Below are 17,316 nucleotides of genomic sequence, written 5' to 3' on the forward strand. Positions count from 1 at the left end.
AATAATTTCTGCTAACCACATAGAATCGCAGTAAGCATCGTGCTAGCGTTTCGACGCCCGAGATTCGTATCCGGGAAGCTCCACCCCGATGCAGGCCAGCCGCGACGTTGCGGTCATACCGAGGAGAACATGGTGAACACGACACCGACCGCACCGCCCCGCAGCGGCGCGACCCGCACCCGCACCGCCGGACAGCCCCTGACGAAGGCGCAGCGGCGAGCCATCGCCGGCGGATCCATCGGCACTCTGATGGAGTATTTCGACTACTACCTGTACGGTCTCGCGGCCGCCGCCGTGTTCCCCGCGGTGTTCTTCTCGGCGAACGACCCCTTCATCGCCCAGCTCTCATCGTTCGCGACCTTCGCGGTCGGCTTCCTGTTCCGCCCGCTCGGCGGCATCGTCTTCGGGTACATCGGCGACCGCATGGGCCGCAAGATCACCCTCCTCATCACCGTCATCGGCATGGGCCTGACGACCGCCGCGATCGGCCTGATCCCGCCGGACGCGATGATCGGCGCGGCAGCTCCCATCCTGCTGATCACGATGCGGTCGCTGCAGGGTCTGTTCGTCGGCGGCGAGATGGGCGGGGCGGCCACCATGGTCGTCGAGCACGCCCCGGTGGGACGACGCGGCTTCTTCGGCGCCTTCCTCATCACCGGAGCCGGCATCGCGAACGTCGCGTCGGCCGGCGCGATGGCCGCCCTGGGCCTCACCCCCGACTCGTTCTTCATGACGTGGGGATGGCGCATCCCGTTCGTGTTCGCGCTCGTCCTCGCGGTCATCGCGATCCTGCTGCGCCGCAAGCTCGAAGAGTCCGACGAGTTCGCCGAGCACACCCGCACCGTGCGCGCCCAGGGGCTCAAGCCCCGCTCTCCCCTGATCGAGGTCTTCCGTCACCCGAAGAACACCCTGCTCGGCATCCTCATCGGCCTTCCGCAGTCCATCGCGGGTTACATCGTGCTGACCTACGGCCTGTCGTTCATGGTCTCGTCGGGCACGGCGGCGCAGGTCGGGTTCATCGGGACCATGATCGTCGGGCTCCTGCAGGTGTTCGTCGCCCCGGCCTACGGCGCGCTCTCGGACCGGATCGGCCGTCGCACCGTCTACGTCGCCGGCTGCCTCGGCTTCGCCCTGCTGATCTGGCCCACGTTCATGCTCTACGGCACGCACATGCCCTGGCTCATCTGGCTGGGCATGATCATCGGCTTCGTGATCCCCGGTGTCGCGATGCAGGCCACCCTGTCGACGATGCTCACCGAGATGTTCGACGTCGAGCAGCGCACGACCGGCGTCAACATCGGGTACCAGCTCTCCAACACCCTGGGCGGCGGACTGGCGCCGCTGATCGCAACGGCGCTCGTCGGCTGGGCCAGCGGCGCCATCTGGCCGGTCGTGATCTACGCCGCCGTCATCTGCGTCATCGGCGCCATCGCCACCATGACGGCGACGATCCGCCCCGACACCGCCGACGCCGGGCGGATCCACGCACCCCGGAACACCGCAGCATGACCGGTCTGCTCATCACCGGCGGGGTCGTCGTCGACGGATCGGGCGCAGAGCCCGTCCCCGCCGACGTCCTCGTCGACGGGGAGCGCATCCGAGCGGTGACGGCGCCCGGCGCATCCTTCGCGGAGCGTGACGACCTCGAGGTGCTCGACGCCGGCGGACGCGTCGTGATGCCCGGCTTCGTCGACGCGCACTCGCACGCGGAGGGTGCCGTCTTCGACCGGGACGTGCAGCTCGCGCTCCTCCGCCAGGGTGTGACGTCGGTGATCGGCGGTCAGGACGGCATCTCGTTCGCACCCGGCGACGGCCGCCACGCGAGCCGCTACTTCGCGGCGATCAACGGGCCCCACCCGCGCTACCGCGGCGGTGGTGTCGCGGGGCTCCTCGCGTCGTACGACGGGGCGATCCCGCTGCGGGTGGCGTACCTCGTGCCTGCCGGCACCGTGCGCCACGAGGTCATGGGCGACAGCGACCGCCCCGCGTCCGACGACGAGCGGGCGCGGATGGTGGCGCTCGTCGCCGAGGGCATCTCCGAGGGCGCGGTCGGGCTGTCGACGGGCCTGGACTACGTGCCGGGACTGTTCGCGAGCACCGATGAGATCGCCGCCCTGTGCGCGCCGCTGTCCGAGCACCGGCTTCCGTATGTGACCCACATGCGGGGCGGGTACGAGCTCAACTCCGAGGTCGGCGTCGACGAGGCCGCCCGCATCGGTCTCACCGCCGGGGTTCCCGTCCACGTCTCGCACTTCCACACGCCCGCCGACGAGGCGTGGCGATTGATGGCACTGTTGCGAGAGCGGGGCGTCGAGGCGTCCTTCGACGCCTACCCCTACACGCGCGGCTGCTCGCTGCTGGCGATGACGATGCTGCCCCCGTCACTGAACGCCGCCGATCCGGCCGATGCGGTCACCGCGCTCGCAGACCCGGCCGAGCGCGACCGGCTGCGTCGCGAGTGGTTCCCCCTCGTGGCGCGCAACCCGAGCCTCGGCCCCGAGTGGCCCGAGATGATCACGGTCGCCCACACGCCCGCGCCCGAGTTCGCCTGGGCACACGGTCGCACCCTGGCCGAGATCGCCGCCGAGCGCGGCACGGATGCCGTCGACGCCGCGCTCGACCTGCTTGCCGCGTCGCGGCTCGAAGCGAACGTGATCATGGCCGTCCGCGACCAGCGGCCGGTAGCCGATCTCGGACGGCTGATCGCTCACCCCCACCACATGGGCGGGTCAGACGGCATCTTCATCGGCGCGCACCCGCATCCCCGCGCTCGCGGCACCTTCCCGTCGTACCTCGCGACGTACGTGCGCGAGCACGGCTTCCTCGACTGGCCGACCGCCGTCCGCCACCTGTCGACGAACCCGGTCGACCGGTTCCGCCTCGGCGATCGGGGCCGGATCCGCCCCGGCGCGATCGCCGACATCGCCGTGGTCGACCCCGAGCGCGTCCGCGACGCCTCGACGTACGATGAGCCGCTCCGGCTCGCCGAAGGCATCGACGACGTCGTCGTCTCGGGGCGCACCGTGCTCCGGCACGGCGAGCTCACGGGTGCCACGCCCGGGGGTGGGCTGCGCCACGCGGCCGCTGCCGCGGCGTGACCACGCCCCATCCGAACCCCGCCCAAGAAACGAAAGGGATCCCATGACCACCACCAAGAAGGCCATCCGCACCGCCGACGCACCGCAGCCCGCCGGCCCGTACAGCCAGGGCATCGTCAGCGGCGACCTGCTGTTCACCGCGGGCTTCGGTCCGCAGGACCCGGTGACCGGCGAGAAGCCGGAGTCGGTCGGCGACCAGACCCGCCAGGTGCTCCGCAACCTGCAGGCGGTCCTCGCCGAGCACGGCGCGACCCTCGACGACGCCCTCAAGGTGACGGTGCACCTCGCCGACCTCGCCGACTTCGACGAGTTCAACGTCGCGTACCGCGAGTTCTTCTCGGAGCCGTTCCCGGTGCGCACGACCGTCGGTTCGCAGCTGGCCGACATCCTCGTCGAGATCGATCTCGTCGCACGCATCGCGGGCTGATCCGATTCGTTGCGGGTCCGGGCCTCCTCACGGTCCGGGCCCGCACGGCAGAATCAGAGGATGTCGTCGATCCTCACCACTGCCGCTGAACTCCACTCCGCGCTCGTGGCCGGCCGCTACCCCGACGGCGGCCCCGTGCGCGTGCTCGACGTCCGGTGGTGGCTCGACCGCCCCGACGGACGCCCCGCGTTCCGCGCGGGCCACATCCCCGGCGCGCGCTACGCCGACCTCGACACCCAGCTCGCCGAACACGGCGAGCCGGCGCAGGGCCGGCATCCGCTCCCCTCTCCCGAGACGTTGCAAGCGGCCGTGCGCGACTGGGGCATCGACGGGGGCGACACCGTCGTCGTCTACGACGATGTCGCCAACCTGGCGAGCGGCCGCGCCTGGTGGGTGCTGCGGGATGCCGGCATCGCCGACGTCCGTGTGCTCGACGGCGCCCTGGCCGCCTGGACCGACGCGGGGTTCGACCTCGAGGAGGGTGACGCGCCGGCCGTGCGTCCGGGCACCGCGGTCGTCTCGCCCGGGACGTTGCCGATGCTCGGGATCGACGACGTCCTCGCCTTCGCCCGCACCGGACTGCTGCTCGACGCCCGCGCCGGCGAACGGTTCCGCGGCGAGGTCGAACCGATGGATCCGCGGGCCGGGCACATCCCCGGCGCGGTGTCCGCGCCGACGACGCAGAACAACGACGACTCGGGGAGGTTCCGGAGCCCGGACGAGCTGCGCGAACGGTTTGCCGCGCTCGGTGCGGAACCCGGCGCGACGGTCGGCGTCTACTGCGGCTCGGGCGTCAGCGCCGCGCACGAGGCCATCGCCCTCAGCCTCGCGGGATACCGGCCGGTGCTCTACCCCGGCTCGTGGAGCCAGTGGTCGCAGCATCCCGATCGGCCCGCCGCGACCGGTGCCTGAACTGCGTCGCTAGTCTGTCGGCATGACGACCGCGACCGCCGATCTCTACGACGAACGCGGCGAGGAGCTCGACTCCCTTGCCCTCCCGCTGCTCGATCTCGGCGGCCGAACGACTTTCGACGGCCCCGCCCGCACGATCCGCTGCCATCGCGACAACGCGCTCGTGAAGCGCGTGCTCGCGACGCCGGGCGGCGGGGCGGTGCTCGTCATCGACGGCGGCGGGTCGCTGGAGTCGGCTCTCGTTGGCGACGTGATCGCCGCGTCGGCGGTCGACAACGGCTGGGCGGGCATCATCGTGAACGGGGCGATCCGCGACCGGGTGGCGATCGCGTCGCTCGATCTCGGCGTCAAGGCGCTCGGCTCGAACCCCCGCAAGAGCGCGAAGGACGGCCTCGGCGAGCTCGATGTTCCGGTCACCATCGGCGGCGTCGTCTTCACGCCCGGGCGACACGTCTGGGCCGACGCCGACGGCGTGCTCGTCGAGCGCTGAGCGGCTAAGCAGTCCGCTCCAGCGAGAGCGCGTAGACGGTGGGGTCGCCGACGAGGTCCATGGTGACGCTCACACCCGGCTGCTCGATGGTCACGTCGAAGGCGATCGTGCTGTTGTCGCACGTCACGGGATCGCCCGATGACGCGCTGTCGATCGGGCCCGCGGTCACCGTGATCGTGCCGCCGCCGCGGCACGCGACCTGCGCCTGATACGTCCCGGCGGGGAGCGACGAGAACTGCGAGGTCTGGCGCGGGGACGTGTGCTCACTCAGCCACCCCGACAGCGTCCCCATGCCGGCGGTGTCCGACGACCGGGGCACCGCTGTCTTGGCCCAGTCCGCGATCTCATCGACCGGCAGGGGCAACTGCTGCTCGTCGGTGCGCGCGTCGGATGTCGGCGTGGGAGATGGCGTGGAACCGGCGGATGCCGGCGGCTCTGTCGCTTCGCCGTCTGCGACCGGACCGGTGCAACCGGTGAGGGTGAGCACGACGAACGCGACCGCGGCAAGCGGTGCCGACTGACGTTTCGTGAGCGAACGCATCCGGGAACTCTTCCATCGATACCGCGAACGGACAACCACCCTCGACGAAAGAAAGTACGGTCGAAGGAGAGAGCTTCGACGAACCGAGGGGACCGCATGTCCGACACCCGCAGCCGCATGCGCGGCGGACGCCGCCGTACCGACGACGGCCCCCGCGCCCGCCTCTCGCAGCTGCTCCCCTACCTGTTCGAGCACAAGGGCGTGCTCGTGGCCGTCGCGGTGCTCAGCATCGTCGAGGCCGTGGCCACCCTCGGACAGCCCCTCGTCGTGGGACAGGTCATCGAGCGCGTGCAGGCGGGCGACACCCTCGGCATCCTCGTCTGGGCGCTGGTGATCCTCGTCGTCGTCTCGTCGGCCATCGGAGCCTTCCAGCACTATCTGCTCCAGCGCACCGGCACGGCGGTCGTGTTCTCGAGCCGCCGCCGGCTCATCGCGCGCCTGCTCCGGCTGCCCATCTCCGAGTTCGACGCTCGACGGACCGGCGACCTGGTCTCGCGGGTGGGAACCGACACGACCCTGCTCTACGCCGTGCTCACCCAGGGGCTCGCCGACTCGGTCGGCAATGCGCTCATCTTCGTCGGCGCCATCGTCGCGATGCTCTTCATCGACCCCCTTCTGCTGCTGCTCATCGTCATCGTGATCGGAGCCTCGGTCGCCGTCGTGGTGGGGCTCAGCACCCGCATCCGTCGCGCCACGCGCGAGCAGCAGGAGCGGGTCGGAGAGCTGGCGTCGGGCGTCGAGCGGGCGATCGGATCGATCCGCACCATTCGTGCCGCCGGAGCCACCGAACGCGAGGAGGCCGCCGTCACGGGAGCCGCGCGCCAGGCGTACGACGCGGGTGTGCGCGTCGCGAAGGCGTCCGCCCTGGTCGTTCCGGTCGCCGGCGTCGCGCTGCAGCTGTCGCTGCTCGTCGTGCTCGGCGTCGGCGGATACCGGGTGGCCTCGGGAGCCATCTCGATCGCGAGCCTCGTGACGTTCGTGATGTTCCTGTTCTTCCTCGTGCAGCCGCTGGCGTCGTTCCTCGGGGCGATCACCTCGGTCAACCAGGCGCTCGGCGCGCTCGGCCGCATCCAGGAGGTTCTCGACCTGCCCACGGAGGACTCGACGGATGCGGATGCCGCTGCCGGCGTCGCCGTCTCGGGCGACAGCGACGTCGCGATCGAGTTCCGCGACGTCCACTTCCGTTACCCGGAGGCCGTCGTCGCGGCTCGGCGCTCGGCGTCGGACGAAGCCTTGCGAACCCTCGCGGACGCACGCGTCGACACCTCGGCGGTCGCTGCGGTCACGGCCGATGAGACGGGTTCACCGGAGAGCGGTGCGGACGCCGCCTCGTCTGCAGCGACAGTCGGAGCGACCGCCGTCTCCGAGGGCGAGGTGCTCCGCGGCGTGAGCTTCCGCGTTCCCCGCGGTGCGCGCGTGGCCCTCGTCGGCCCTTCGGGGGCGGGCAAGTCGACGACCCTCGCCCTGATCGAGCGGTTCTACGACGTCACCGGCGGAGCGGTGCTCGTCGGGGGTGACGACATCCGGTCGCTCCCCCGCGCCGAGCTGCGCGCGCAACTCGGCTATGTCGAGCAGGACGCCCCCACGCTCGCGGGCACGATCGCCGACAACCTGCGGCTCGCATCCCCCGAGGCCACCGACGCCGACTGCGAGCGCGTGCTGCGCGCCGTCAACCTCGGCGAGGTGCTCGAGCGCAGCGAGCTCGGTCTTCAGGCGCCCGTCGGCGAGGCAGGCGTCATGCTCTCGGGCGGCGAGCGTCAGCGCCTCGCGATCGCCCGCGCGCTGCTGGCCGCTCCCCCGATCCTGTTGCTCGACGAGTCCACGTCATCGCTCGACGGACTCAACGAGCAGCGGATGCGCGAGGCGATCGACGCCGTCGCGACGGGTCGCACCCTCGTGGTCATCGCGCACCGGCTCTCGACGGTCGTCGACAGCGACGTCATCGTGGTGCTCGACCACGGCCGGGTCGTCGGCCAGGGCACGCACTCCGAGCTCGTCGCCACGGTCCCGCTGTACCGCGACCTCGCGAAGCACCAGCTCCTGGTCTGACGCGGCCGCCCGCTGGCCCGCGAGAACGCACCGTTCTCGTGGCGGAGCGGTGTCAGGCGCGGTGGCCGAGGCGGTAGCGCAGGGCCTCGAGCTCGGCGCGCAGCGCCGCCGGCATCCGCTCACCGAAGGTGTCGTAGAACTCCTCGGTGAGGTCGGCCTCGCGCAGCCACGACTCCGTGTCGACCGCGAACAGCTCGTCGAGATCGCGCTGCGGCACCTCGATGCCGTCGAGGTTGAGGTCCGCCGTGTGCGGCAGCCGTCCGATCGGGCTGTCGACCGCGCCGACCTCGCCGTTCAGGCGCCGGACGATCCAGTCGATGACCCGCGAGTTGTCGCCGAACCCGGGCCAGAGGAAGCGCCCGTCGGAGCCCTTGCGGAACCAGTTCACCTGGAAGACGCGCGGAGCCCGGTCGAAGCGCAGCTTCTGCCCGACCTTGAGCCAATGCGCGAAGTAATCGCCCATGTTGTAGCCGCAGAACGGGAGCATGGCGAAGGGGTCGCGGCGCAGCTCGCCGAGCGTCCCCTCGGCCGCTGCCGTGCGCTCCGACGAGATGGTCGAGCCGATGAAGACCCCATGGGTCCAGTCGGTCGCCTCGACGACGAGGGGGACGTTCGTCGCCCGGCGGCCGCCGAAGAGGATGGCGTCGAGCGGCACGCCCTCGGCGGCATCCCAATCCGACGCGATCTGCGGGCACTGAGCGGCGCTGACGGTGAAGCGAGAGTTGGGGTGCGCGGCCGGCCGGCCCGAGTCGGGCGTCCAGGGCTTGCCCTCCCAGTCGATGAGCTCGGCAGGCGCCACGTCGGTGAGCCCTTCCCACCAGACGTCGCCGTCGGGACGCAGCGCCACGTTCGTGAAGATCGTGTTGCCCCACAGCGTCTCGACCGCGGTGACGTTCGTCGATTCCCCGGTGCCCGGGGCGACGCCGAAGAAGCCCGCCTCGGGGTTGATCGCCCACAGCCGGCCGTCGGATCCCGGACGCAGCCACGCGATGTCGTCGCCAAGGGTCTCGACCCGCCATCCGGGGATCGTGGGGCGCAGCATCGCGAGGTTCGTCTTGCCGCAGGCCGAGGGGAACGCCGCGGCCACGTGGTACGCCTTGCCGGCCGGGTCGATGACCCGGATGAGCAGCATGTGCTCGGCGAGCCAGCCCTCGTCACGGCCGATCACCGACGCGATGCGCAGCGCGAAGCACTTCTTGGCCAGGATGGCGTTGCCGCCGTAGCCCGAGCCGAACGACCACACCTCCAGGGTGTCGGGGAAGTGCACGATGTACTTCTCGTCGTTGCACGGCCACGCGACATCCGCCTCGCCGGGGGCCAGCGGCGCACCGACCGAGTGGACGGTCTTGACCCACGGCTTGCCGCCGGCGATCTCATCGAGCACGGCCGCACCGACGCGGGTCATGATGCCGATGGATGCCACCGCGTAGGCGCTGTCGGTGACCTGCACGCCGATGTGCGAGAGCGGGCCGCCGACCGCTCCCATCGAGAACGGCACGACGTACATGGTGCGCCCGCGCATCGACCCGGCGAACAGGGGCGTGATGGTCGCCCGGATGTCGTCGGGCGCGACCCAGTTGTTGGTCGGGCCGGCATCCTCCTCGCGCTCGGACGCGATGAAGGTGCGCGCCTCGGTGCGGGCGACGTCGCTCGGGTGCGAGCGGGCGAGGTACGAGCCGGGCCGCCACTCGGGGTTGAGCTTGATGAGCTTGCCCTCGTCGACCATCTCGCGCAGCAGCGCGTCGTTCTCGGCCGCCGAGCCGTCGACCCAGTGCACGCGGTCGGGCTGCGTGAGCGCAGCGATCTCGTCGACCCAGGCGACGAGATCGGCGAGCGGACCGGATGCCGCCGAGGGGCGGGCCCCGAGGTCGGGCCGGGCGCGGCGTTGCGCGGCGGGTGCGGCAGCTGAGCCGGTGCTGGCAGGGCGGGTGAAGAGGTCGGCGATGGCCATGTCGGTCTCCTACGTCGGCGGCGAGATCGGTGATACCTGACGATTCCAACGCAGGAAGACCTTGTCTTGCGGGCCGCATCACCTTCAAGAAACACGATTCTTTCCCTATGATCAAGGAATGGCCGCATCCGGAATCGAACTCGCCACCCTCGGGCATCGCATCCGCCACCACCGCGTCGCCCGCGGGATGACGCTCGACGAGCTCGGTGCTCAGGTCGGCGTGGCCGGCAGCCAGCTGAGCCTGATCGAGAACGGTCGCCGCGAGCCGAAGCTGTCGCTGCTGCAGGCGATCGCCTCGGCGACCGGTACCGACGTCACCGACCTCCTCTCACCCGAACCGCCGAACCGGCGAGCCGCGCTCGAGCTGGAGCTCGAGCGCGCGCAAGCCAGTTCCGTCTTCCGGCGACTCGGCATCGCACCGGTGCGCGCGGGCAAGACGATGAGCGACGAGACGCTCGAGTCGATCCTCGGACTGCATCGCGAGCTGCAGCGCCGCGAGCGCGAGGCGATCGCGACCCCGGAGGAGGCGCGACGGGCGAACACCGAGCTGCGCCTGCGGATGCGCGAGGCCGCGAACTACCTCCCCGACATCGAGCGCCTCGCCGAGAAGCAGCTCAAGGCAGCCGGGCACACCTCGGGCGCGCTGACGCACCGCACCGTGAGCATCATGGCCGAGCAGCTGGGGTTCGAGCTGCTCTACGTCGCCGACCTTCCGCACTCGGCCCGCTCGGTCACCGACCTCGAGAACGGGCGCATCTACCTTCCCCCGGCGTCGATCCCGGGCGGACACGGCCTGCGCTCGATGGCGCTGCAGGCGATGGCGCACCGGTTGCTCGGCCACACTCCCCCGAGCGACTACGCCGACTTCCTGCAGCAGCGCCTCGAGATCAACTACTACGCCGCGTGCTGCCTCATGCCCGAGACGGCCTCGGTCGCATTCCTGTCCCAGGCGAAGAAGGACCGCAACCTCGCGGTCGAGGACTTCCGCGACGCGTTCGGGGTGACGCACGAGGCAGCCGGGATGCGCATGACCAACCTCATGACCCGGCATCTCGGCATCCCGCTGCACTTCCTGCGCGTGGACGGCGCGGGCGCCATCACACGGGTCTACGAGAACGACGGCCTGCCGCTTCCGATGGACGTCACCGGCAGCGTCGAGGGTCAGGTCGTGTGCCGCAGGTTCTCGGCGCGGTCGGCGTTCGAGGAGCAGAACCGCACGGTCGAGCACTACCAGTACACCGACACCCCGGGCGGCACCTTCTGGTGCTCGAGCCAGACCGGGACCACGGCCGAGGGCGAGTTCTCGATCACCGTCGGGGTGCCGTTCGACGACGCCCGGTGGTTCCGCGGACGCGAGACGCAGAAGCGGGCGACATCCACGTGCCCCGACGAGTCATGCTGCCGCCGGCCCGACCCCGACCTGACGTCGCGTTGGGAGGGCAAAGCGTGGCCGAGCGCCCGCGTGCACATGCAGATGTTCTCGCCGTTGCCGCGCGGCAACTTTCCCGGCGTCGACGACGGCGAGGTCTACGCCTTCCTCGACCGCCACGCCGGGGGCTGACTCGCCGGCAGCCCTCGAGGTCCCACTTCGGCCGGGAATGACGCCGAGATACCCGGCCGAAGTGGGACCTCGGTGGAGCCTTGCGCGAGCTCAGCCGGCGAGGAAGCGCGAGACCCGGGCGAGTGAGGCCTCGATGGCGGATGCTGCGACCGCCGGGTCTGCGACGATCATGGGGCTGGGTGGCAGATGGTGCCGCCCGGCGGCGATGGAGTGGCGCCAGGTGCCGATGACCCGTCCGCCAGAGACCAGGATCGGTGCGACCTGACCGTTCAGGGTCGGCCCGATCCGAGCCGCGAGGTCGGGAGCGCAGACGGTCGTACGGTCGGCATACGACAGGAAGTACTCGTCGAAGGCGGGGAGGGCGACGACGTCCCCGCTGCCCAGGTCGGGGCTCGGGCCGGAAACGGATGCCGGCACAGCGGGCTCAGCGGCGGCCGGTGCCGCGAACAGTCCGGCCTCGATCTCGACGACCCGATCACCCGCCGCCTCGGCCGCGCGTCGCGACAGCCCGATCGGCAGCCCCGCCCACCAGCGGAAGTCCTCGACGCGCGCCGGCCCATGCGAGCGGATGTAGCCGGTGAACATCTCGGCCAGCGGATCGTCGGGCACCCGCACCGACGACAGGTCGTCGACCGCGACGAGGAACTGGTCACGACTCGGGCCGCCCTCGCGCGGCACCACGGGGCCGAACGCGAGCACGCCGCGGACGGCGAGCGCCGAGAGGATGTGGTTGCCGCGGGAGCGCTCGGTCTCGATGCCGGCGCCGCGCAGGAGGTCGGCGAACTCGTCACGCGTGAGCCGGTTCCCACCGCGCAGCGCGTGTCGGGCCGCGCGCTCGGCCGTCGCCAGCACCGCCTCGTCGATCGCGAGCCCGCGCAGGATGCCGGCCGCCGCGCGCTGCTGCCGGTGGGCGGTCACCGCGAGCATCCCGGCGAGGTCGACCGAGCGCACGATGTGCAGGGTGCCGCGCTGGGTCCACGAGCGCACGAGCGTGCCGTTCTCGAACGCGGCATCCACCGCCCGAAGCGCAGGCTCACCGGCGGTACGGACGGCGAGCGCCCATCGCCCCGACCAGAACTCCTGCGCCTGCACCGCGAGCATGTGGGCTGCGGTCTCGCCGAGTGACGACGCGGGCTCGCTCAGCAGGTGCGAGCGCAGCCGCTGCGCCGCGGTCGGCCCCGCTGCCCTGCATCCTCCCCCACCGCCGTCGTCTCGCACGCCGCCGATCCTGCCCGACCCCGCCCCCGCGGGTCCGGTGGCGGCGTAACACGACGACCCGCGCGCGCCGCGGCATCCGGACCGGGTGAGAATGGATGCAGCCGCCGGTGACAGCACGCCGATGCGCGGCATCCGCACCCGGAGGTTCCCCGATGTCCCGCTCTCTAGTCCGTGCCGCCTCGATCGGCGTCGCCGCGCTCGCGATCGTCCTCGCCGGGTGCTCCTCCTCGCCCGCGCCCGCCGCCTCGGGCGACGCCGCGTCCGGCCCCGCCGCCGAGGACTACGTCACCCCGGGCAAGCTCACCTTCGCCACGGGCGAGACGGCCTACGAGCCCTACTTCGTCGACGACGACCCCGAGTCGGGCGAGGGCTTCGAGGCCGCCGTCGCCTACGCCGTCGCCGACAAGCTCGGGTTCGCCCCGGAGGACGTCGTGTGGGTGAGGACGAGCTTCGAGGCTGCGATCGCGCCGGGTCCGAAGAGCTTCGACATCAACGTCCAGCAGTACACGATCACCGACGAGCGCAAGCAGGGCGTCGACTTCTCCTCGCCCTACTACTCCGCGAGCCAGTCGATCGTCGCGATCTCCGGTGGCGCGGCCGACGGCGTCTCCGACATCGCGGGCCTGACCGACCTGACGATCGGCGCGATGGCCAACTCGACGAGCGCGCAGACCCTCGCAGAGGTCGCGCCCGACGCCGAGGCCCGCCTCTACAACTCGAACGAGGATGCCGTCGCCGCGCTCGGCGCAGGACAGATCGACGCGATCGTGCTCGACACCCCCACCGCCTACCTCGCGGTCAACTTCTACATCGAGAACTCGTTCTTCGTCGGCGAGCTGCCGAAGGCCGGGATCGAGGACGAGTGGGGTCTGCTGCTCGCGAAGGACTCCCCGCTCACCCCGGCCGTGACGGCCGCCGTCGACGAGCTGCGCGAGGACGGGACGCTCGCCGAGCTCGAGCAGACGTGGCTGTCGGGGCTCACGGAGGGCGTGACGCTCCTCCAGTGAGGGCGCGCTAGCGTCTATCCGTGACCACCTCCGTCCCGAGCGCGCTCGAACTCGAGCGCCGAGCGTATCGGCGCGGCCGCGAGCGCCGGTCGGTGCTGATCGCCGTCGCTTCGACACTGGCCTTCGCCGCCGTCGTCTGGGTGACCGTGATCAACACGGAGGGCTGGGCGACCGTCCAGCGGAGCTTCTTCGATCCCGCCGTCGCGCTCCAAGCGCTCCCCGAGGTGTGGCAGGGCTTCCTCGTCAATCTGCAGGTGCTCGCGATCTCGGTCTTCACGGTCGCCGCCGTGGCGCTGGTCCTGGCGCTGCTGCGCACCCTGCGCGGACCGGTGTTCTTCCCGCTCCGCCTCATCGCTGCGGCCTACACCGACCTCTTCCGCGGCCTGCCCTTCGTCATCGTGCTGTATCTGATCGGATTCGGGCTGCCGACCATCCTGAACACCCGCATCGACCCGGTGCTTCTGGGAGTCCTCGCCATCACGCTGACCTACTCCGCCTATGTCGCGGAGGTCGTGCGGGCCGGCATCGAGTCGGTGCATCCGTCGCAGCGTCTCGCCGCCCGCGCGCTCGGGCTCAGCTATCCGCAGACCCTCGTGCGGGTCGTGCTGCCGCAGGCGCTGCGCAAGATGACCCCGCCGCTGATGAACGACTTCATCTCGATGCAGAAGGATGTCGGGCTGATCTCGATCCTCGCGGCGTTCGACGCGATCGCCGAGGCCCGGGGCGTGGTCGCGACGACCTACAACTTCACCCCCTACGTCGTGGCGGGCGTGCTGTTCGTGCTGCTCGCGATCCCGACGATCCGGCTGACGGACTGGTACACCGCGAGGCTCCGCCGCCGCGAGCAGACGGGATCGATCCTGTGACGCAGAACGGCTCCGGCACCGCGCCCGACACCGAGACCGGCAGTGTCACCGACGTGCTGCACGCCAGCGGCATCCGCAAGTCGTTCGGCGACCGAGAGGTGCTGCGCGGCGTCGACGTGTCGCTCGCCCGGAACGAGGTCGTCGCCCTCATCGGCGCGAGCGGCTCGGGCAAGTCGACGCTGCTGCGATGCCTCGGCCTGCTCGAGCCGATCGACGACGGGCAGATCCTGCTCGCCGGGAAGGACATCTCCGACCCCCGGGTCGACGCGAACGCGGTGCGCGCGCGGCTGGGCGCGGTGTTCCAGAGCTACAACCTCTTTCCCCATCTGTCGGTGCTCGACAACGTGACCCTCGCCTCGCGCGTCGTGCACCGCGTGCCCCGGCGCGAGGCCGAGGCGCGTGCGCGTGAGCTGCTCGCGCGCATCGGGCTGGCCGACAAGGCCGGTGAGCACCCCGACCGGCTCTCGGGCGGACAGCAGCAGCGGGCGGCGATCATCCGTGCGATCGCGACGGATCCCGAGGTGCTGCTGCTCGACGAGATCACCTCGGCGCTCGACCCCGAGCTCGTCGGTGAGGTGCTCGAGCTCGTCCGCGACCTCGCGTTGGCGGGCTCGACGATCCTCATGGCGACGCATGAGATGGCGTTCGCGCGGGATGTCGCCGACCGGGTCGTCTTCCTCGATCAGGGAGTCATCGTCGAGGAGGGCGCACCGTCGGAGGTGTTCGGCGCTCCTCGCGAGCCCCGCACCCGGGCTTTCCTGTCCCGCTTCCTCTGAGCCCCCGTCGACTCGCCAGAGAACGCGGATCCGGATGCACCGGCATCCGCAGTCCTTGGCGAGTCGACGGCGGAAGAGCAGGCTCAGGCGGTCGCGCGCTCGGCGGCCTCGACGACGTTGGTCATCAGCAGGGCGACGGTCATCGGGCCGACGCCGCCCGGGTTGGGCGAGAGGAAGCCGGCGACCTCGGCGACATCCGGTGCGATGTCTCCGTAGACCTTCGACTTACCGGTCTCGGGGTCGTTCTCGCGGGTGACCCCCACGTCGAGGACGGCGGCGCCGGGCTTGACGTCGGCGGCGGTGACGAGGTGCTTCACACCCGCGGCGCCCACGATCACGTCGGCCTCGCGCAGGTGCGCGCCCAGGTCGGCGGTTCCGGTGTGGGTCAGGGTCACCGTCGCGTTGATCTCGCGGCGGGTCAGCAGCAGGCCGATGGACCGGCCGATCGTCACGCCGCGCCCGACGACGACGACGTTCTTGCCGGCGAGGTCGTAGCCGTTGCGCTGCAGCAGCTCGATGACGGCGCGCGGTGTGCATGGCAGCGGGGTCGTGATGGGGTCGTTGACGTTCAGCACGAGACGGCCGAGGTTGACGGGGTGCAGGCCGTCGGCATCCTTCGCGGGATCGATGCGCTCGAGGATGCGATCGGTGTCGAGGTGCTTCGGCAGCGGCAGCTGCACGATGTACCCGTGGCACGTCGGGTCGGCGTTGAGGCGGTCGATGACCTCTTCGACCTCGGCCTGCGTCGACTCGGCGGGAAGCTCGATCTGGATCGAGTTCATGCCGATCGCCTCGGACTCGCGGTGCTTCATCCCGACGTACAGCTGGGATGCCGGGTCGGCCCCGACCAGCACCGTCGCGATGCCCGGGGTGATCCCACGGGCCTTCAGCGCGGCGACGCGATCGGCCAATTCGGCCTTGATGGCAGCGGCGGTGGCCCGCCCGTCGAGCTTCTGCGCGGTCATGTCGTTCTCCGTTCGAGGGGTCGCTAGCGTGAAGTCGGTCGCCGAGAACGCACGGCCCCGGCGAGAACGTACCGTGGGGGATGCGTTCTCGCGGAGAGGGTGCGCTCTCGGCGACCGGCGACGCCGGGTTACTGCTGGAGGCCGGGGTAGAGGGGGAAGGCGTCGGCGAGGGTCGCGACGCGGGCGCGCAGGGCCTCGAGGTCGGCTCCGGGCTGCAGCGCGAGCGCGATGATGTCGGCCACCTCGGTGAACTCGGCGTCGCCGAAGCCGCGCGTCGCGAGGGCGGGCGTGCCGATGCGCAGGCCCGAGGTCACCATCGGCGGGCGCGGGTCGTTGGGCACCGCGTTGCGGTTCACGGTGATGTGGATCTCGTGCAGCAGGTCTTCGGCCTGCTTGCCGTCGATCGCGGCGTCGCGCAGGTCGACGAGCACGAGGTGCACGTCGGTGCCGCCCGACCGCACGGCGATGCCCGCGTCGGCGACATCCTGCTGCGTCAGGCGCTCGGCGATGATCGCGGCGCCGCGCACGGTGCGCTCCTGGCGCTCCTTGAACTCGGGCGTCGCGGCGAGCTTGAAGGCCGTCGCCTTCGCCGCGATGACGTGCATGAGCGGACCGCCCTGCTGTCCGGGGAAGACGGCGGTGTTGACCTTCTTCGCCAGGTCGGCGTCGTTGGTGAGGATGATGCCCGAGCGCGGGCCGCCGATGGTCTTGTGCACCGTCGACGAGACGACGTGGGCGTGCGGCACCGGCGAGGGGTGCACGCCGGCGGCCACGAGACCGGCGAAGTGCGCCATGTCGACCCAGAGGTACGCGCCGACCTCGTCGGCGATCGCGCGGAACGCGGCGAAGTCGAGCTGACGGGGGTAGGCCGACCAGCCGGCGATGATGACCTTCGGCTTGTGCTCCAGGGCGAGGCGACGGACCTCGTCCATGTCGATCAGCGAGGTCTCGGGGTTCACGCCGTAGGCGACGATGTCGTACAGCCGACCCGAGAAGTTGATCTTCATGCCGTGCGTGAGGTGGCCGCCGTGGTCGAGCGAGAGGCCGAGGAGCGTGTCGCCGGGGCGGGCGATCGCGTGCAGGACGGCGGCGTTCGCCGTCGCGCCCGAGTGCGGCTGGACGTTGGCGAACTCGGCACCGAAGAGCGACTTGGCCCGCTCGATCGCGAGCTCCTCGGCGACGTCGACCTCTTCGCAGCCGCCGTAGTAGCGGCGACCCGGGTAGCCCTCGGCGTACTTGTTGGTGAGCACCGACCCCTGCGACTGCAGCACCGAGACGGGCACGAAGTTCTCGGACGCGATCATCTCGAGGTAGCCGCGCTGGCGGTCGAGCTCACGCTCGAGGACCTGCGCGATCTCGGGGTCGACCTCGGCGAGCGGGGCGTTGAAGTACGAATCGGTCATGACGATCTCCAGACGACGGCTTTCGGGACGGATTTCACGAGCAGAGAAGTTC

The 17,316-nt window shown here is 71.0% G+C and carries 15 protein-coding genes; 10 read left to right on the top strand and 5 right to left on the bottom strand.

The features are described 5' to 3' along the window. The first annotated feature begins 129 nt into the window (after nucleotides 1-129). The 5 genes from MTS1_RS15315 to rraA are packed head-to-tail and all read left to right on the top strand — an operon-like array spanning nucleotide 130 to nucleotide 4,927. Nucleotides 130-1,509: an MFS transporter gene (locus MTS1_RS15315; RefSeq protein ID WP_023955588.1), complete on the top strand. Its 1,380-nt coding sequence runs from the start codon at nucleotides 130-132 to the stop codon at nucleotides 1,507-1,509. Beyond that, nucleotides 1,506-3,098: an amidohydrolase family protein gene (locus tag MTS1_RS15320; RefSeq protein WP_023955590.1), complete on the top strand. Its 1,593-nt coding sequence runs from the start codon at nucleotides 1,506-1,508 to the stop codon at nucleotides 3,096-3,098. The genes MTS1_RS15315 and MTS1_RS15320 overlap by 4 nt, the downstream gene beginning before the upstream one ends. A 43-nt stretch (nucleotides 3,099-3,141) precedes the next feature. Next, on the top strand, nucleotides 3,142-3,525 hold the full coding sequence (locus MTS1_RS15325) for a RidA family protein (protein WP_023955592.1): 384 nt from the start codon (nucleotides 3,142-3,144) through the stop codon (nucleotides 3,523-3,525). Nucleotides 3,526-3,585: 60 nt separating this feature from the next. Further along, nucleotides 3,586-4,437, top strand: a complete 852-nt coding sequence (locus MTS1_RS15330; RefSeq protein WP_023955594.1) for a sulfurtransferase — start codon at nucleotides 3,586-3,588, stop codon at nucleotides 4,435-4,437. A gap of 22 nt (nucleotides 4,438-4,459) precedes the next feature. Then, nucleotides 4,460-4,927 carry a ribonuclease E activity regulator RraA gene (gene rraA / locus MTS1_RS15335; RefSeq protein WP_023955595.1) on the top strand — a complete coding sequence of 156 codons (468 nt, stop codon included), beginning with the start codon at nucleotides 4,460-4,462 and terminating at the stop codon, nucleotides 4,925-4,927. 4 nt (nucleotides 4,928-4,931) lie between these two features. Here rraA and MTS1_RS15340 read toward each other — a convergent pair whose 3' ends face one another. Continuing rightward, a complete protein-coding gene (locus MTS1_RS15340) occupies nucleotides 4,932-5,468 on the bottom strand; it encodes a hypothetical protein (protein WP_023955597.1) in 537 nt (178 codons plus the stop codon). 96 nt (nucleotides 5,469-5,564) lie between these two features. Here MTS1_RS15340 and MTS1_RS15345 point away from each other — a divergent pair, with 96 nt between their 5' ends. Beyond that, entirely contained in the window at nucleotides 5,565-7,517 is a 1,953-nt protein-coding gene (locus tag MTS1_RS15345; RefSeq protein ID WP_023955599.1) for an ABC transporter ATP-binding protein, read from the top strand. A gap of 52 nt (nucleotides 7,518-7,569) precedes the next feature. Here the strand turns inward: MTS1_RS15345 and MTS1_RS15350 are convergent, their stop codons facing one another. After that, nucleotides 7,570-9,468, bottom strand: coding sequence for a phosphoenolpyruvate carboxykinase (GTP) (locus tag MTS1_RS15350; protein WP_023955601.1), 1,899 nt, complete (start codon nucleotides 9,466-9,468; stop codon nucleotides 7,570-7,572). Nucleotides 9,469-9,586: 118 nt separating this feature from the next. Here MTS1_RS15350 and MTS1_RS15355 point away from each other — a divergent pair, with 118 nt between their 5' ends. After that, a complete protein-coding gene (locus MTS1_RS15355) occupies nucleotides 9,587-11,029 on the top strand; it encodes an XRE family transcriptional regulator (RefSeq protein WP_023955603.1) in 1,443 nt (480 codons plus the stop codon). Nucleotides 11,030-11,119: 90 nt separating this feature from the next. On the opposite strand, the gene MTS1_RS15360 is transcribed toward MTS1_RS15355, so the two are convergent. Continuing rightward, the gene (locus MTS1_RS15360) at nucleotides 11,120-12,247 is read right to left on the bottom strand and encodes a winged helix DNA-binding domain-containing protein (protein WP_052007923.1); all 1,128 of its coding nucleotides are present in this window, start codon (nucleotides 12,245-12,247) and stop codon (nucleotides 11,120-11,122) included. 152 nt (nucleotides 12,248-12,399) lie between these two features. Here MTS1_RS15360 and MTS1_RS15365 point away from each other — a divergent pair, with 152 nt between their 5' ends. Genes MTS1_RS15365 through MTS1_RS15375 form a run of 3 tightly spaced genes read left to right on the top strand, consistent with a single transcriptional unit; the run spans nucleotide 12,400 to nucleotide 14,896 of the window. Next, nucleotides 12,400-13,254 (top strand): ABC transporter substrate-binding protein, encoded by an 855-nt coding sequence (locus MTS1_RS15365; RefSeq protein ID WP_023955607.1) that lies wholly within the window; start codon nucleotides 12,400-12,402, stop codon nucleotides 13,252-13,254. A gap of 20 nt (nucleotides 13,255-13,274) precedes the next feature. Next, a complete protein-coding gene (locus tag MTS1_RS15370) occupies nucleotides 13,275-14,120 on the top strand; it encodes an amino acid ABC transporter permease (RefSeq protein WP_023955608.1) in 846 nt (281 codons plus the stop codon). Then, nucleotides 14,117-14,896 (top strand): amino acid ABC transporter ATP-binding protein, encoded by a 780-nt coding sequence (locus MTS1_RS15375; RefSeq protein ID WP_023955610.1) that lies wholly within the window; start codon nucleotides 14,117-14,119, stop codon nucleotides 14,894-14,896. The genes MTS1_RS15370 and MTS1_RS15375 overlap by 4 nt, the downstream gene beginning before the upstream one ends. Before the next feature lie 83 nt (nucleotides 14,897-14,979). Here the strand turns inward: MTS1_RS15375 and MTS1_RS15380 are convergent, their stop codons facing one another. Together MTS1_RS15380 and glyA are read right to left on the bottom strand one after the other, a co-directional pair. Next, nucleotides 14,980-15,861 (bottom strand): bifunctional methylenetetrahydrofolate dehydrogenase/methenyltetrahydrofolate cyclohydrolase, encoded by an 882-nt coding sequence (locus MTS1_RS15380; RefSeq protein ID WP_023955612.1) that lies wholly within the window; start codon nucleotides 15,859-15,861, stop codon nucleotides 14,980-14,982. Between the two features lie 128 nt (nucleotides 15,862-15,989). Then, the gene (gene glyA / locus MTS1_RS15385) at nucleotides 15,990-17,264 is read right to left on the bottom strand and encodes a serine hydroxymethyltransferase (protein WP_023955614.1); all 1,275 of its coding nucleotides are present in this window, start codon (nucleotides 17,262-17,264) and stop codon (nucleotides 15,990-15,992) included. Nucleotides 17,265-17,316 lie beyond the last annotated feature (52 nt).

The organism is Microbacterium sp. TS-1 (assembly GCF_000509385.1).
GTDB classification, from domain to species: domain Bacteria; phylum Actinomycetota; class Actinomycetes; order Actinomycetales; family Microbacteriaceae; genus Microbacterium; species Microbacterium arborescens.

Excerpts from the sequence above, each read along its gene's own strand:
- MTS1_RS15315 (WP_023955588.1), top strand. The coding sequence starts at position 130 with ATGGTGAACACGACACCGACCGCACCGCCCCGCAGCGGCGCGACCCGC.
- MTS1_RS15320 (WP_023955590.1), top strand. The coding sequence starts at position 1,506 with ATGACCGGTCTGCTCATCACCGGCGGGGTCGTCGTCGACGGATCGGGC.
- MTS1_RS15330 (WP_023955594.1), top strand. The coding sequence starts at position 3,586 with ATGTCGTCGATCCTCACCACTGCCGCTGAACTCCACTCCGCGCTCGTG.
- MTS1_RS15325 (WP_023955592.1), top strand. The coding sequence starts at position 3,142 with ATGACCACCACCAAGAAGGCCATCCGCACCGCCGACGCACCGCAGCCC.
- MTS1_RS15380 (WP_023955612.1), bottom strand. The coding sequence starts at position 15,861 with ATGACCGCGCAGAAGCTCGACGGGCGGGCCACCGCCGCTGCCATCAAG.
- MTS1_RS15355 (WP_023955603.1), top strand. The coding sequence starts at position 9,587 with ATGGCCGCATCCGGAATCGAACTCGCCACCCTCGGGCATCGCATCCGC.
- rraA (WP_023955595.1), top strand. The coding sequence starts at position 4,460 with ATGACGACCGCGACCGCCGATCTCTACGACGAACGCGGCGAGGAGCTC.
- MTS1_RS15350 (WP_023955601.1), bottom strand. The coding sequence starts at position 9,468 with ATGGCCATCGCCGACCTCTTCACCCGCCCTGCCAGCACCGGCTCAGCT.
- MTS1_RS15345 (WP_023955599.1), top strand. The coding sequence starts at position 5,565 with ATGTCCGACACCCGCAGCCGCATGCGCGGCGGACGCCGCCGTACCGAC.
- glyA (WP_023955614.1), bottom strand. The coding sequence starts at position 17,264 with ATGACCGATTCGTACTTCAACGCCCCGCTCGCCGAGGTCGACCCCGAG.
- MTS1_RS15365 (WP_023955607.1), top strand. The coding sequence starts at position 12,400 with ATGTCCCGCTCTCTAGTCCGTGCCGCCTCGATCGGCGTCGCCGCGCTC.
- MTS1_RS15340 (WP_023955597.1), bottom strand. The coding sequence starts at position 5,468 with ATGCGTTCGCTCACGAAACGTCAGTCGGCACCGCTTGCCGCGGTCGCG.